The 15,182-nt window shown below is 70.9% G+C and carries 13 protein-coding genes and 1 pseudogene; 6 read left to right on the top strand and 8 right to left on the bottom strand.

Features of this window, described 5'->3' with window-relative positions; translation table 11 throughout:
- Window positions 1–42: 42 nt before the first annotated feature.
- Window positions 43–1,557: a YifB family Mg chelatase-like AAA ATPase gene (locus tag SALMUC_RS21585; RefSeq protein WP_020042996.1), complete on the top strand. Its 1,515-nt coding sequence runs from the start codon at window positions 43–45 to the stop codon at window positions 1,555–1,557.
- Here SALMUC_RS21585 and SALMUC_RS21580 read toward each other — a convergent pair.
- From SALMUC_RS21580 to rsmI, 4 genes are all read right to left on the bottom strand, one after another.
- Window positions 1,527–2,426: an alpha/beta hydrolase fold domain-containing protein gene (locus tag SALMUC_RS21580; RefSeq protein ID WP_020042995.1), complete on the bottom strand. Its 900-nt coding sequence runs from the start codon at window positions 2,424–2,426 to the stop codon at window positions 1,527–1,529. The genes SALMUC_RS21585 and SALMUC_RS21580 overlap by 31 nt on opposite strands.
- Entirely contained in the window at window positions 2,423–3,358 is a 936-nt protein-coding gene (gene gshB / locus SALMUC_RS21575) for a glutathione synthase (protein ID WP_020042994.1), read from the bottom strand. The genes SALMUC_RS21580 and gshB overlap by 4 nt, the downstream gene beginning before the upstream one ends.
- A gap of 61 nt (window positions 3,359–3,419) precedes the next feature.
- Window positions 3,420–3,857, bottom strand: coding sequence for a YraN family protein (locus SALMUC_RS21570; RefSeq protein ID WP_020042993.1), 438 nt, complete (start codon window positions 3,855–3,857; stop codon window positions 3,420–3,422).
- A 29-nt stretch (window positions 3,858–3,886) separates the two neighbouring features.
- Window positions 3,887–4,750, bottom strand: coding sequence for a 16S rRNA (cytidine(1402)-2'-O)-methyltransferase (gene rsmI / locus SALMUC_RS21565; RefSeq protein ID WP_020042992.1), 864 nt, complete (start codon window positions 4,748–4,750; stop codon window positions 3,887–3,889).
- An 89-nt stretch (window positions 4,751–4,839) separates the two neighbouring features.
- Here rsmI and SALMUC_RS21560 point away from each other — a divergent pair, with 89 nt between their 5' ends.
- On the top strand, window positions 4,840–6,033 hold the full coding sequence (locus SALMUC_RS21560) for a penicillin-binding protein activator (protein ID WP_020042991.1): 1,194 nt from the start codon (window positions 4,840–4,842) through the stop codon (window positions 6,031–6,033).
- A complete protein-coding gene (locus SALMUC_RS21555; protein ID WP_020042990.1) occupies window positions 5,993–8,809 on the top strand; it encodes a [protein-PII] uridylyltransferase in 2,817 nt (938 codons plus the stop codon). The genes SALMUC_RS21560 and SALMUC_RS21555 overlap by 41 nt, the downstream gene beginning before the upstream one ends.
- A 121-nt stretch (window positions 8,810–8,930) precedes the next feature.
- Here the strand turns inward: SALMUC_RS21555 and SALMUC_RS21550 are convergent, their stop codons facing one another.
- From SALMUC_RS21550 to SALMUC_RS21540, 3 genes are all read right to left on the bottom strand, one after another.
- On the bottom strand, window positions 8,931–10,127 hold the full coding sequence (locus tag SALMUC_RS21550; protein WP_020042989.1) for a class I SAM-dependent methyltransferase: 1,197 nt from the start codon (window positions 10,125–10,127) through the stop codon (window positions 8,931–8,933).
- 61 nt (window positions 10,128–10,188) lie between these two features.
- On the bottom strand, window positions 10,189–10,488 hold the full coding sequence (locus SALMUC_RS21545; protein ID WP_020042988.1) for a DnaJ family domain-containing protein: 300 nt from the start codon (window positions 10,486–10,488) through the stop codon (window positions 10,189–10,191).
- 63 nt (window positions 10,489–10,551) lie between these two features.
- A complete protein-coding gene (locus SALMUC_RS21540) occupies window positions 10,552–12,129 on the bottom strand; it encodes a bifunctional metallophosphatase/5'-nucleotidase (RefSeq protein ID WP_020042987.1) in 1,578 nt (525 codons plus the stop codon).
- Window positions 12,130–12,282: 153 nt separating this feature from the next.
- On the opposite strand from SALMUC_RS21540, the gene SALMUC_RS21535 reads away from it, so the two are divergent.
- The 3 genes from SALMUC_RS21535 to arsC are packed head-to-tail and all read left to right on the top strand — an operon-like array spanning window position 12,283 to window position 14,011.
- Window positions 12,283–12,621 carry a DUF952 domain-containing protein gene (locus SALMUC_RS21535; RefSeq protein WP_020042986.1) on the top strand — a complete coding sequence of 113 codons (339 nt, stop codon included), beginning with the start codon at window positions 12,283–12,285 and terminating at the stop codon, window positions 12,619–12,621.
- Window positions 12,618–13,676, top strand: coding sequence for a quinone-dependent dihydroorotate dehydrogenase (locus SALMUC_RS21530; RefSeq protein WP_020042985.1), 1,059 nt, complete (start codon window positions 12,618–12,620; stop codon window positions 13,674–13,676). The genes SALMUC_RS21535 and SALMUC_RS21530 overlap by 4 nt, the downstream gene beginning before the upstream one ends.
- Window positions 13,673–14,011, top strand: a complete 339-nt coding sequence (gene arsC, locus SALMUC_RS21525) for an arsenate reductase (glutaredoxin) (protein ID WP_020042984.1) — start codon at window positions 13,673–13,675, stop codon at window positions 14,009–14,011. The genes SALMUC_RS21530 and arsC overlap by 4 nt, the downstream gene beginning before the upstream one ends.
- 9 nt (window positions 14,012–14,020) lie before the next feature.
- Here the strand turns inward: arsC and SALMUC_RS29175 are convergent.
- Window positions 14,021–15,182, bottom strand: a pseudogene (locus SALMUC_RS29175) (phenylacetate--CoA ligase family protein); the annotation flags it as partial.

The raw sequence follows: 15,182 nt of genomic DNA, 5'->3' as shown, positions 1-15,182 counted from the left end.
TATCGCGTCCAGTCTGGGCGCCGGGCGCAGGGAGGGCCCGGAATGGTCGCACATGCCTACACGGTCGCCTTCGAGGGGGTCGAGGCCCGCCCGGTCGAGGTGCAATGCGCCGTGACGCCGGGGGTTCCCGCCTTTGCCATCGTGGGTCTGCCCGACAAGGCGGTCTCCGAGGCGCGCGAACGGGTCCGCGCGGCGCTTACCTCCATGGCGATCGCCCTGCCCTCCAAGCGGATCACCGTGAACCTCTCGCCCGCCGATCTGCCCAAGGAAGGCTCGCATTTCGACCTGCCCATCGCGCTCGCCCTGCTCGCCGCGCTCGAGATCGTGCCCGCCGATCAGGTCTCGCAGACCGTCGCGCTGGGAGAGCTGTCGCTCGACGGCGCGCTCGTGGCGGTCGCCGGCGCCCTCCCCGCCGCCATGGCCGCCGCCGAGGAGGACCGCACCCTGCTCTGCCCCCGCGCCTCGGGCCCCGAGGCGGCCTGGGTCGGCGCCTGCCGCGTGCTGGCCCCCGGAACGCTGACCGAGGTCGTGCGCCACTATTCCGGCGCCGCGCCCCTGCCGCCCTGCGAGCCGGGCGAGGTGCGCCCCGCCCCGACCCAGCGCGACCTGCGCGACGTGAAGGGGCAGGAACGCGCCAAACGCGCGCTGGAAATCGCCGCCGCCGGGCGCCACCACCTCATGCTCGTGGGTACGCCCGGCTCGGGCAAATCCATGCTCGCGGCCCGCCTGCCCGGCATCCTCCCGCCGCTCTCGGCCGCCGAGGCGCTGGAAACCTCGATGGTCCATTCCCTCGCGGGCCTGCTGGACGAGGGCGGCATCTCGCGCGCCCGGCCCTTCCGCGAGCCGCATCACACCGCCTCGATGGCCGCCATCGTCGGCGGCGGGCGCGGCGCCAAGCCGGGCGAGATCAGCCTCGCGCACAACGGCGTGCTCTTCATGGACGAGTTGCCCGAGTATCCTCGCACGGTGCTGGAAACCCTGCGCCAGCCCGTCGAGACCGGCGAGGTCATGGTCGCCCGCGCCAACGCGCATGTCACCTACCCCTGCCGCTTCATGCTCATGGCAGCGGCCAACCCCTGCAAGTGCGGCTACCTGACCGAACCCTCGCGCGCCTGCGCCCGGGCGCCCGGCTGCGGAGAGGACTACCTCGGGCGCATTTCCGGCCCGCTGATGGACCGCTTCGACCTGCGCCTCGAGGTGCCGCCGGTGGCCTTCGCCGACCTCGACCTGCCCGCCTCGGGCGACGACAGCGCCACGGTGGCCGCGCGGGTGGCCGAGGCCCGCGCGCGGCAGGCCGAGCGCTTCGCGGGCCACGCGGGCCTGCGCACCAATGCCGACGCCGAGGGCCGCATGCTGGACGAGATCGCGGCGCCCGACGCCGAAAGCCGCGCGCTGCTGGCCACCGCGGCCGACCGTTTCGGCCTCTCGGCGCGAGGCTATCACCGCGTGCTGCGCGTGGCGCGCACCATCGCCGACCTCGACGGCGCCGAACGCCTCGCCCGCCCGCATGTCGCCGAGGCGCTAAGCTACCGGCTGGTCGCCGCCAGCGAGGTCTGAACGAACCCCGCCGCCCGGCGCAGCGCGGCCCGCGCCTCGGGGATCCAGCCGTCGAAGCACTGCCAGGCATGAGGCGCGCCGGGATGCACGTCCTCGGTCACCTCGGCGCCGAAGTCGCGCAGTCGCGCGGCCATGCGCCGTGCGTCATCGGCCAGGATCTCGGTCCCGGCATACTGGATCAGCACCGGCGGACAGCCCGGAAATGCACCGTAGAGCGGCGAGATGCGCGGGTCCCGCGCGTCGGTCCCTCCCAGCACGACCTCCACCAGCTCCTCGATCCGCTCCACCGGGAGGAAGGGGTCGGCGCGGCGATTGCGCACGAGGCTCTCGCCGGTCATCGCGAGGTCCGTCCAGGGCGAAAAGGCCAGCGCGCCCGCCGGCGGCGTGCCCGCGGCGCAGAGATGCGCCAGCAGCGCCAGCGCCAGCCCCCCGCCCGCGGAATCGCCCGCCAGCACGACATCTCCCGGCCGGTAACCCAGCCGCGCCAGCGCGGCCCAGGCCGCCACCGCGCTGTCGAACTGCGCCGGCGCCGGGGCCAACTGCGCCATCGGGTAACGCGGCGCGCAGACCTCGACGCCCGAGAGCTTCGACAGCCGGCCCATCAGCCCCGCATGCGTCTCCGGGCTCCCGCTGACATAGCCGCCGCCATGGAAGTAGAGAATGACCCGGCCCGGCGCGCAGGACCCGGCCGAGATCCAGTGCAGCCCGCCCGGCCGCACGACATGGCGCAGGTAGGGCGGATGCCGCAGCGCCAGCGCGGCGGTGCGGCGGAACTCACGCTCCGCGGCCTCCGGCCCGGGCGTGAGGCGCAGCTTCGGCTTGGCGATCAGGCGCAGACCCGCGTTGAGGCAGGCCAGCTGCCAGCTCATCCCAGGCGCGCGTCCACCGCGTCCCAGATGGCGCCGGCCACGTTGACCCCGTCGAAGCGTTCCAGCTCCTGGATGCCGGTGGGCGAGGTCACGTTGATCTCGGTCAGCCAGTCGCCGATCACGTCGATGCCGACGAAGACCTGGCCCTTTTCCTTGAGCAGCGGACCGATGCGGGCGCAGATCTCGCGGTCGCGGTCGGTCATCTCGACCTTCTCGGGGCGGCCGCCGACATGCATGTTGCTGCGCACCTCCCCCGCCGCCGGCACGCGGTTGATCGCGCCGATGGGTTCGCCATCGACGAGGATCACGCGCTTGTCGCCCTTGCTGACCGCGGGCAGGTATTTCTGCACGATCAGCGGCTCGCGGGTGAAGCCGGTGAAAAGCTCGTAGAGCGAGCTGAGATTGCGGTCGCGCTCGTCCAGTCGGAAGACGCCGGCACCGCCGTTGCCGTAGAGCGGCTTGAGGATGATGTCGCCGTGCCGCTCCTTGAAGTCCCGGATCGTCTGCAGGTCGCGCGCGATCATCGTGGGCGGCGTGAGGTCGGGGAAGTTCAGCACCAGCAGCTTCTCGGGCGAGTTGCGCACCCAGAAGGGATCGTTGACCACCAGCGTGTCCGGCGCCAGCCGTTCGAGCAGGTGGGTCGTGGTGATGTAATGCATGTCGAAGGGCGGATCCTGCCGCAGCCAGACGACGTCGACATCCGCGAGGTCGCGCTTCTCGCGCGGACCCAGAACGGCGTGGTCGCCCTTGACCCGGCGCACCTCGAAGGGATGCCCCCGCGCCACGACCCGGCCCTCTTCGTAGGAGAGCTGGTCGGGCAGGTAGTAGAACAGCTCGTGCCCCCGCGCCTGCGCCTCTTCGGCAAGCCGGAAGGTGCTGTCCGCGTCGATGTCGATCGGACCGATCGGGTCCATCTGAAAGGCGATCTTCATGGGCGCTCCCGCTGAGATGTGCTGCATACATGGCGCAGCATGCCGCCCTCTGCAACGCCCCTCAGGGTCCGAAGGCGTTTTCGATCACCCGCAGGAAGCCATGCGCATCCACCAGCGCCACGTCGAAGCGCATGTCGGTGAGCGCGCCGCCCGGGGTGCCGCCGACGTATTCCTCGGCCGCCGACTGAAGGCGGCGGACCTGGCGCTGCGACAGCCGCGCCAGTGCGCGGTCGAAATCGCGGCTTTTCTTGACCTCGACAAAGACGAAGCCCGCGCCGTCGTGCAGAACCAGATCGATCTCGCCGCCGCGCCCGCGCCAGCGGCGGTCCGCGACGGCGTATCCGCGGCGCGCATAGTCCTGCGCGACGCAGTCCTCGGCGGCCAGCCCCGCCAGGTAGCCCACCGCGCCGCGTTCCGCACGCCTCGGGCGCGCCTCGACGGGCGGTGCGCCGGGCACCGGCGCCGCGGCGGTGAAATCGAACTCGAACTGCTGGCCCATGCCATACCCCTTCCGCGACGTTCTTCCCGTCAATCGGTGTCGCGCGAGAGCTGCATCGCCTGCTGGTAGACCGGCCGCCGTTTTACCCCGTGCATCCGCGAGACGAAATCGGCCGCGTCGCGCACCGACATCGTCTGCAGCGCCTCGCGCAGGGACGCTTCTATGTCGGATTCGCTAATTTTCTCCGAACGCCCGCGATCCACCACGACGACGATCTCGCCCTTCGGCGGCGTCTCGGCATAGATCTCGGCCAGCTCCTGCAACGTGCCGGGGCGCACCTCCTCGAACCGCTTGGTCACCTCGCGGACGACGCGCGCCTGCCGCTCCGGGCCCAGCACCTGCGCCGCGTCGGCCAGCATCGCGCCCAGCCGCCGGGGCGATTCGTAGAAGGCCAGAGTCGCCGGCACCCCGGCCACCTCCTCGAGCGCCTTGCGCCGCGCGGCGGCCGTCGAGGGCAGGAATCCCGCGAAGAGGAACCGGTCCGTGGGCAGCCCGGCCAGGGTCAGCGCGGTGACCACCGCCGAGGGCCCGGGCGCGGCGGTGACCGGCGCTCCGGCTTCCTGGGCGGCCTTCACGAGATCGTAGCCCGGGTCCGAGATCATCGGCGTGCCGGCCTCCGAGGCATAGGCCACCGATTTGCCCTCGGCCAGCGCGGCGAGGATCCGCGGCCGCATCCGCGCGCCGTTGTGATCGTGGTAGGCCAGGCAGGGCCGGTCGCCCTGCGCGACGCCGTGGATGTCCAGCAGGCGCCGCAGGCTGCGGGTGTCCTCCGCGGCCAGCACATCGGCCTCGCGCAGCACGTCGAGCGCCCGCAGCGTGATGTCGCGCGCGTTTCCGATCGGCGTCGAGACCAGGTAGAGACCCGGCGCCAATCCGCCCTTTTCCGGATTCATCACTGGACCCGCCTTTCCGGCCTACTACAATGGAAAGAAATCTAAAGCGGGACGAACCCGCGACCGCCACTCGAGGGAGATCACCCACAATGTTCGCCGTTTTGACCCGCGCCCGCAAGGCGCTTTGCAGCGCTGCCGCCGTGGCAGCCCTTGGCGCGCTTGCCGCCTGCGACATGCCCGTTGCCGGGGCGCTCGACAGGGGCGGCATGACGGCCGGCCCGCAGATCACGCCCGGCGAGCCGGTGCGCGTGGCGCTGCTGGTGCCGCAGTCCGATCCCGCCGCCGCGCCCATCGCGCGCGACCTGGAAAACGCCGCGCGGCTCGCCATCGCCGACATGGCCGGCGCCAACATCGACCTCGCGGTCTACGACACCGCCGGCACGCCTGCCAACGCCGCGGCCCAGGCCCAGCGCGCCGCCGACGAGGGCGCCAAGATCATCCTCGGCCCGCTGCGGGGCGAGGCCGCGGTCGAGGCCTCCAAGGTCGTCGCCGACGAGGGCCTCAACGTGATGTCCTTCTCGAACAACCCCTCGATCGCCGGCGGCAACCTCTTCGTGCTGGGCAACACCTTCGTCAACATCGCCGACCGCATCCTCGGCTACGGCTCGACCCAGGGCATCGACAGCGTCGCGATCCTGCATTCCAACGACGTGCCGGGCCAGTTCGGCAAGCAGGCGATCGAGCAGGCCGCGGCCGCCAACGGCGTCAGCATCGCCGCCACCCAGCCCTACCCGCTCAGCATCGAGGGCGTCACCACCGCCGCCCGGGGCATGGGCGGCGTGATCTCGGGCAGCGGCGCCGAATCGGTCTTCATCACCACCGACGCCACCAATGCCGCGATGCCGATCCTGCTGCAGGTCATGCCCGAGAACGGCGTCTCCCCGGCGCAGGTGCAGTACATGGGCCTCACCCGCTGGGACGTCGCCCCGCAGCTCTTCGACTTCCCCGGCGCCGAGGGCGCATGGTTCGCCATGCCCGCGCGGAGCAGCTCGCAGGGCTTCAACAGCCGCTTCTCCAGCGCCTACGGCAACGACCCCCACCCGCTGGCAAGCCTGTCCTTCGACGGCATGGCCGCGGTCGGCGCGCTGGTCGAGCAGGGGCGCCGCGACGCGCTCACCGGGCGGGCGCTGACCCGCGGCTCTGGCTTCCGCGGCGCGGGCGGTGTATTCCGCCTCAAACAGGACGGCACCAACGAACGGGCCTACGCCGTCGCGACCGTGCGCAACAACCAGGTGGTGATCCTTGACCCTGCCCCATCCAGCTTCTCCGGCGCAGGCTTCTGACGACCCGAAGACCGATCCCGACAGCGGGGCGACGCCGGACCGGCTGATCGCCCCGCCCGACCGGATCCTCGATATTCCGACCCTTCGCGCGGCCCTCTTCGAGGCCGCGCCCGAGGGCGCCCCGGAAACCGAGGTCCGCGCGGCCGTGGTCTCGCTGCTCTCCGAAGCCCGCGAGCGCGGGCGCGAGACCATCGCCGCCGCCTTTTCGCAAAATCCCCGCGACGCCGGCCCCACCACCCGGGCCTATGCCTGGCTCACCGATGGCATCGTGCGCCTGGTCTTCGAGCTGGCCTCCGAACGCCTGCACAAGCTGCACACCCCAACCGACGGCGAACGCATCGCGCTGATGGCGGTGGGCGGCTACGGCCGGGGCGAGATGGCGCCCTACTCGGACGTCGACCTGCTGTTCCTCACGCCCTACAAGATCACGCCCTGGGCCGAGAGCGTCATCGAGTCGATGCTCTACATCCTGTGGGACCTGAAGCTGAAGGTCGGCCATGCCTCGCGCACGGTGAAGGACTGCATCCGCCTCGGCGGGCAGGATTTCACGATCCGCACCTCGCTGCTGGAGACCCGCTACATCGCCGGGCACCGCCCGCTGGCCGAGGAACTCGAGACGCGGCTGCAGGACGAGCTCTTCACCGGCTCCGAACGCGCCTTCGTGGCCGCCAAGCTCGAGGAGCGCGGCGCCCGCCACCGCAAGCACGGACTGCGCTACGTGGTCGAGCCCAACGTCAAGGAGGGCAAGGGCGGCCTGCGCGACCTGCAATCGCTGTTCTGGATCGCCAAATACGTCTACCACACCTCCGATACCGAGCAGCTCGTGCGGCTGGGCGTCTTCCGTCCCGAGGAATACCGCACCTTCTTCAAGGCCGAGAACTTTCTCTGGGCCGTCCGCTGCCACATGCACCTGCTGACCGGACGCGCCGTAGAGCAGCTGACCTTCGATTTGCAGGTCGAGGTGGCCGCGCGCATGGGCTACGCCGACCGCGCCGCCCGGCCGGCGGTCGAGATCTTCATGCAGGACTACTTCCGCCACGCCACCGAGGTGGGAGACCTGACGCGCATCCTGCTGACCTCGCTCGAGGCCGAGCAGCAGAAGGACGCGCCGCTGATCCTGCGGATGTTCAAGCGCGGCCCGCAGGTGCGCGACGGCTACCAGATCGTGAACAACCGGCTGGCCATCGCCGACGACGCCTGCTTCCTGTCGGACAAGATGAACATCCTGCGCCTCTTCGAGGAGGCGCTGCGCACCGGGCTGCTGATCCACCCGGACGCGATGCGCCTGATCAAGGCGAACCTGCGGCTCATCGACGAGGACATGCGCCGGGACAAGGAGGCGCGGCAGATCTTCCTCGACCTGCTGCTCAAGCACGGAAACCCCGAGCGCGCGCTGCGGCGCATGAACGAGCTCGGCGTGCTCTCGGCCTTCATCCCCGAGTTCCACCCCATCGTGGCGATGATGCAGTTCAACATGTATCACGCCTTCACCGTCGACGAGCACACCATCCAGTGCATCCGCAACCTGTCGGAGATCGAGCACGGCAACCTCGTCGAGGAACTGCCCGTCGCCTCGACGATCCTCGAGGAGGGCGTGAACCGCAAGGTGCTCTACGTGGCGCTTCTCCTGCACGACATCGGCAAGGGCCGCGAGGAGGACCACTCGGCCCTCGGCGCCCGCATCGCGCGCCGGGTGGCGCCGCGGCTGGGGCTGAACCGCAGCGAATGCGCCACTGTGGAGTGGCTGGTGCGCTATCACCTGCTGATGTCCGACATGGCCCAGAAACGCGACATCGCCGACCCGCGCACGGTGCGCGATTTCGCCAAGGCGGTGCAGACGAAGGAGCGGCTCGACCTGCTCTGCGTGCTCACGGTCTGCGACATCCGCGGCGTCGGGCCCAACACCTGGAACAACTGGAAGGCCGCGCTGCTGCGCGCGCTCTACCGCCAGACCCGCCGCGCGCTCGAGGACGGGATGGAGGCGCTCAACCGCGAGAACCGCGGCGCCGAGGCCAAGAAATCCCTGCGCGAGGCGCTCACGGACTGGGACACCAAGGCCCTGCGCACCGAGACCGCGCGCCACTACGAACCCTACTGGCAGGGGCTGCACGTCACCGCCCACGTGGTCTTCGCCAACCTGCTGCGCGACATCGGCACGGACGAGATCCGCATCGACATCCACCCCGACGAGGACCGCGACGCCACCCGCGTCTGCTTTGCGCTGGCCGATCACCCGGGCATCTTCTCGCGGCTTGCTGGAGCACTGGCGCTGGTCGGGGCCAACGTCGTGGACGCGCGAACCTTCACCTCGAAGGACGGCTTCGCCACGGCGGTCTTCTGGATCCAGGATTCCGACGGCTCGCCCTACGAGAACATCCGCATCCCGCGCCTGCGCGACATGATCAACAAGACGCTCCTCGGCGAGGTCAAGCCGCGCGAGGCGATCCGCTCGAAGGACAAGCTCAAGAAGCGCGAGCGCGCCTTCCGGGTGCCGACCTCGATCACCTTCGACAACGAGGGCTCGGAGATCTACACGATCATCGAGGTGGACACCCGCGACCGGCCGGGCCTGCTCTACGACCTGACGCGCACGCTGTCCGAGAGCAACGTCTACATTGCCTCGGCGGTGATCGCGACCTACGGCGAGCAGGTGGTGGACAGCTTCTACGTCAAGGACATGTTCGGGCTGAAGTTCTTCACGCCGTCCAAGCAACGCACGCTGGAAAAACGCCTCCGCGCGGCCATCGACGCCGGCGCGGAACGCGCCGAGGGCTGAGGGCGGCGCCGCGACGGCGCTGCCCTTGCGAACGCATCGGTCACCGAAGGAGAGCCGGCCGCCAGGCCGCCGAGACGCGGACCATCGACCCGGCGGTCGGGCCCTCCCCTTCCGCAGCCGTTTACCGCCGCAGCAGCCCCGAGTAGAGCAGCACCCCCCAGGGCGCCAGTTCGGCCTCGACCTTGCCCCAAAGCGAACCGAAGGCCAGCGGGTCCATCTTCGCGCCCTGCGCGATCTCGGCCAGCGTGCGGCGGCCGTCCACGCCCGCGATCAGCCCCGCCGCCGCCTTCGGCAGCGTCACGCTCGACGACACGCCCGCGGCGCCCACCGGCAGCGCGCGCCCCTGCGCCACCGCCTTGGCCAGCGCCGCGCGCTGCACCCCGCGCAGGTGCGGCACCAGCCCCCGGTCCGTGCCCCGCGCCGGTGCGGCCGGCGCATCGCCCGCCACGGCATAACCGACGTGCACCCGGATCGTGCCGCGCAGCTTCTCGGCCACGGCCATGCGCGTGGCCGCGTCCATGCCCTCGGGCACCTCGGCGATCCGCGCGGCATCGTAGAGCGCCGGCGTCGCGAAGCCCGCCAGCTGCCAGCCCGTCGTCCCCAGAACCTCCAGCAGCCCGGGCACGTCGAAGGCCCGGTCCTGCCCGTGCAGCAGCAGGTCGTAGAACCCCGCGTCGCTCTCCAGGTGATCGCCGAGGTTGCCGTTCGACGCGAAGGGATGCCCCTCGGGCAGTTCCGCCACGATGCGCCGCGCGCGGGTCAGCCGCTCCTGCGGCGAGAGCCCCTCGAAGAGCGCGCCGAAGGCCTCCTGCAGCGGGTAGACCCCCGACCGCCCATAGGGCGCATAGACCATGAAGCCGAGCCCCCCGCCCGGCGCCAGCGCGCCGCGCAGCGCGGCAAAGCCCTCTGCGGGCTCGGGCAGGTGATGCAGCACCCCGCAGCAGTCGATGTAGTCGAACCGCCCGTGATCCGCCGCCTCCAGCAGGCTGCCGGTGCGGAATTCGATCCCCTCGAGGCCGCGCACCGCCGCCCGCGCCTCGGCCACCTCGCGCGCCGCTCGCGACAGGTCGAGGTAGGTGATCTCGCAGGGCCGCCCGGCCTGCTTCATCAGCGTCGCAAGCTGAATCAGCCCGTCGCCCGTGCCGCCGCCCGCGACCAGCACCCGCAGCGGCTGCGACCAGTCGCGCCGGCCCTGCCACAGGACGTGATCCATCTCGATCGGATGCGACGGAGAGCCAACGATCAGGCGCCTGCGCTCGTCCTCGGGGTCACGCTCGGGATAGGGATAGGCGTCGTAGTGCTCGGTGAGTGTGACCATCCTGCGGACCTCGTCGGAAACGTCCACCGGATGTGCCACGCCGCGCGGCGAAGGGAAAGGCTCAGCGCTTGCGGGCGATCTCGATGCGCGCCTCGAGCATCGACATCTCCTGCACGATCTTGCGCCGCGCGTCACGGTCGCCGGTCTCGCGCATCTCCTCGCGCAGCGCCGCCAGCTCGCGCGACAGCGCCACCACCTCGGGCACAGCGCCATTGTCGCGCATCACGCGGTTGAGCAGGGCGTTTTCGGGGTCGTCGCAGCGCGGCAGCGGCCGCCCGGCGCCGGGCAGATCCTCGAAGGCGCCCTCGGCCTCGGCCGCCCGGATGCGGGCCTCGATCAGTCCAAGAAGCGGATGGTCCATGACGAAGGCCTCTCTCTCAGCATGATCCCGGGCGCGACGAAAGCCGCGCCCGGGACGGGGGCATCACTCGGCAAAGGTGATGCGGCCGTCGGTATAGGGCTCGTAGGGCGAATTGTCGGCCAGGTATTCCGCCGTCACGTCCGCCAGGTCGGGCCCGAAGTCATAGGCGTTCGCGGCGTCCACGAACATCCGGTAGCCGTCGCCGCCGTTGCGCACGAAGTTGTTCGACACCATGCCGTAGGTCGCCTCGGGGTCGAGCGGCTGCCACGCGCCGTCCATCTCGACCATGATCTCCGAGACCCGCTCGCCCGTGGGCGCATCCGGCGAGATGACGAACTTGAGGCCGGCAACCTGCGGGAAGCGGCCGTCGTCCTCGGGATCGTCGAACTGGCCCATGCCGTTCTCGAGCGCCGCCTTCAGCGTCTCGCCCGTCACCTCGAAGGTCGAGAGCGTGTTCTGGAAGGGCAGCACCGTCAGCACCTCGCCCATCGTGATCTCGCCTTCGTCGATCGAGGCGCGCAGCCCGCCGCTGTTGGCCAGCGCGACCTGGATGCCCTGGTCGCGGACCCGGTCGAGCATCGCCTCGGCCACGAGGTTGCCCATGGCGCATTCCTCGTGCCGGCAGACCCCGCGGTCGCCCTCGATGGGCGCCGCGGCCTCGGCCACCACCTCGTTGCGGATCTCGTCCAGCGGCTGCGCCGCCTCCGAGATGCGCGAGACGGTGTCCTCGTCCTCGGTCACGCCCGCGTCCATGATGATCGGCGCGCCGCTGGCCTCGATCACCGTGCCCTCATCGTCGAAGGTCACGTTCAGCTCGCCCAGGAACTTGCCGTAGGCATAGGCCGAGACGATGGCGGTCTCGCCCACCATGGTCGGATAGGGGCCCTCGGCATCGTCCATATCGCCCAGCAGCGTGTTGGTGTGACCGCCCACGATCACGTCGACGCCGGTGGTGTTCTCGGCCACCCGCTGGTCGACGCCGTAGCCCGAGTGCGACAGCACCACGATCTTGTTCACGCCCTCGCCGGTCAGCTTGTCGACCTCGCCCTGCACCGCATCGACCGGGTCGGTGAAGACCACGTTCGGCCCGGGCGAGGACAGCTCGTCCGTGTTCTGCGGCGTCAGCCCGATCAGGCCGATCTTCTCGCCGTTCTTCTCGATCACGGTGGACTTCATGATCGAGTCCGAGATCAGCGGCTCGCCCGAGAGGTCGGCGTTCGACATCAGCACGGGGAACTCGACCGCCTCGGTAAAGCCCTTCAGGACCTCGGGGCCGTCGTCGAACTCGTGGTTGCCGACGGTCATCGCGTCGTAACCCATCTTGTTCATCATCTCGGCGGCGAGCTTGCCCTTGTAGTAGGTGTAGAACAGCGTGCCCTGGAACTGGTCGCCGCCGTCGACCAGCAGCCAGTTGTCGCTGCGCGACTTGGCCTCGTCGATGGCCGTCACCAGTCGCGCCGAACCGCCAAAGCACTCGCCCTCGGCATTCGCCTCGGCGCCGCAGGTCGAATCGTACTTGCTGATCGGCTCGAACCGGGCGTGGAAATCGTTGGTATGCAGGATGGTCAGCGCATAATCGGCGCTGGCCGTCCCGGCGGTCAGCGCAAGCGCGGCCGCCGTGGTCATCAGGCGAATGGACATCTTTTCCCTCTCTGTCGGAACCTTAGGACTGGTCTCCGGAAGATCGTGCATCGCCCCCCGGACGAAGTCAAAAGCGACGCGGGATCAGGTGCATCACATTTCGCCCTCGTCCGTCTCTTGACCCGTAGGAATGCAGCGGGCATGAGCTGGGCCATGATGATATACAAGATCCTCCGGGCCGACGAATGGGCGGCACTGCAGGCCGAGGGCGAGACCCCCGGCGCGCCCATCGACGTCGCCGACGGCTTCGTGCATTTCTCGACCGCCCAACAGGTGCGCGAGACCGCGTCGAAGCACTTCGCCGACGAAGAGGGTCTCTTCGTGCTCGCCTTCGACACCGACGTCCTCGGCGACGCGCTGGCCTGGGAGGAATCCCGCGGCGGCGCGCTTTTCCCGCATCTCTACGCACCGCTTCGCCTCGCCGACGTGCGCTGGTCGAAACCGCTGCCGCTGGGCCTGGGCGGCCACGTCTTCCCGGACGACATGACATGAGCCTGGTCGAGCGTGCGGGTCTCGCGCTGCTGCACCGGATGGATCCGGAGGTGGCGCACGGCCTCGCGCTCAAGGCGCTGCGCAGCGGGCTCGCCCCCGCGCCGGGGCCGGTGACCTCGAACCGCCTGCGCTGCACGCTGGCAGGGCTCGACCTGCCCAACCCCGTCGGCCTCGCCGCCGGCTTCGACAAGAACGCCGAGGCGCTGGACGGGCTCGCGAAGGCCGGCTTCGGCTTCGTCGAGGTCGGCGCGGCCACCCCCCGGCCCCAGCCCGGCAACCCGCGCCCCCGCCTCTTCCGGCTCAAGCCCGACCGCGCGGTCATCAACCGCTTCGGCTTCAACAACGACGGGATGGAGGCCATCGCCTGGCGGCTCGAACACCGCCCGGCGGGCATGGTGCTGGGCCTCAACCTCGGCGCCAACAAGGACAGCGACGACCGCGCCGGCGATTTCGCCCAGGTGCTGGCCCGCTGCGGCCCGCATGTCGATTTCGCCACGGTCAACGTGAGCTCGCCCAACACCGAGCGGCTGCGCGACCTGCAGGGCAAGGACGCGCTCGCCGCGCTGCTGGCCGGCGTCATGGAGGCGCGCGAGGGCCTCGACCGCCCGGTGCCGGTCTTCCTCAAGATCGCCCCCGACCTCGACGCGCCTGCGCTGCGCGACGTGGCCGAGGTGGCGCTCGCCGCGGGCGTCTCGGGCATCGTCGCCACCAACACCACCCTCTCGCGCGAGGGCCTGCGCGCGCCCCAGGCGGGCGAGGCCGGCGGCCTCTCGGGCCAGCCGCTCTTCGAGCGCTCGACCCGCGTGCTCGCCCATCTCGCGGGCCTGACACGGGGCGAGATCGCGCTCGTCGGCGTCGGCGGCATCGGCTCGGCCGAACAGGCCTACGCCAAGATCCGCGCCGGCGCCTCGGCGGTGCAGCTCTACACCGCGCTGGTCTACGAGGGCCTCGGCCTCGTCCGCGAGATCGCCGAGGGCCTCGATGCGCTGCTTGCCCGCGACGGCTTTGAAAGCGTCGCCGAGGCGGTCGGCACCGGACGAAGGGACTGGACATGATCCTCTGGCACAACCCGCGCTGCTCCAAGTCGCGGCAGGCGCTCGCCCTGCTGGAAGAGGCCGGCGTCACGCCGCAGATCCGCCGCTACCTCGAGGACGCCCCCACGCTCGACGAGCTGCGCGCGGCGCAGGCCGCCCTCGGCCTGCCCGCCATCGAGATAATGCGCCCGAAAGAGGCCGCCTTCCGCGAGATGGGCCTGTCGAAGGACGCCGACGACGAGACCCTCCTGCGCGCCATGGCCGAGCAGCCCAAGCTGATCGAACGCCCCGTCGCCTTCGCCGGCGACCGCGCGGTGATCGGCCGCCCGCCCCAACGGGTGCGCGACCTGCTCTGAGCCGCGCGCCTAGTCGTAGCTGCGCGCGTCCTCGATCACCAGCCCGTCGCGCGGCAGCCCGCCCGGCGCCACTAGCTCGACCGTGCCCTTCGAGCTTCAGCACTTCGGCCACGCTCTTCTCGAAGGGCGCGGCATCGGCCGCCTCGGTCTCGATCCGCACCGTCATCACGTCCATCTCGCCCTCGCGGCTGGCCACGACGCGGGCGCGCGCGATCTCGTCGTGCCGCGCCACCAGCGCCGCCACCTGCTCGGGGCGCACGAACATGCCCTTGATCTTGGTCGTCTGGTCGGCCCGGCCCATCCAGCCCTTGATGCGCATGTTGGTGCGCCCGCACGGGCTCTCGCCCGGCAGCACCGCGCTCAGATCCCCGGTGGCGAAGCGGATCAGCGGATAGTCGGGGTTCAGCGTGGTCACCACCACCTCGCCGACCTCGCCCTCGGGCAGCGGATCGCCCGTCCCCGGCGTCACGATCTCGACCAGCACGCCCTCGTCGACGATCATCCCCTCCATCGCCGATGTCTCGTAAGCCACGAGCCCGAGGTCCGCCGTCGCGTAGCACTGCAGGCAGGAGATCCCGCGATCCGCGTAGGCCTGCCGCAGCGAGGGGAACAGCGCCCCGCCGCTCACCGCCGCGCGGGTGAACGCCAGCTCCAGCCCCATCTCGTCGGCCTTCTCGAGGATCAGCCGCAGGTAGTCCGGCGTTCCGGCATAGGCGGTGCAGCCGATGTCGGCCGCCGCCCGCGCCTGCAGCTCGGTCTGGCCGGTCCCGGCGGGCAGCACCGTCGCCCCCACGGCCCGCGCCCCGTTCTCGAAGATCATCCCCGCCGGCGTCAGGTGATAGCCGAAGCAGTTCTGCACGATGTCGCCCCGCCCGATCCCGCAGGCGGCCAGGAACCGGCCCAGCCGCCACCAGTCGGGCCCCACCTCTCCCGGCTCGTAGATCGGCCCCGGCGACTGGAAGACATGCGCGAAGCCGCTCGCGGGCTTCACCGCATAGCCCCCCAGCGGCGCCCCCGGCCCCTGCGCCGAGGTCAGGTCCGACTTCCGCAGCACCGGCAGCGCGGCCAGCGCAGCGCGGTCGCGCACCGTGGCCGGATCGACGCCGGCAAGGCTTTCGGCATAGCCCGGCAGCGCCGCCGCCCGCGCGATCTGCGCCGGCAGCGCCTCGGC

Source organism: Salipiger mucosus DSM 16094 (assembly GCF_000442255.1).
Lineage (GTDB): Bacteria > Pseudomonadota > Alphaproteobacteria > Rhodobacterales > Rhodobacteraceae > Salipiger > Salipiger mucosus.
The sequence above is the reverse complement of the archived record's forward strand: the minus strand, read 5'-3'. Positions and strand labels throughout refer to the sequence as shown.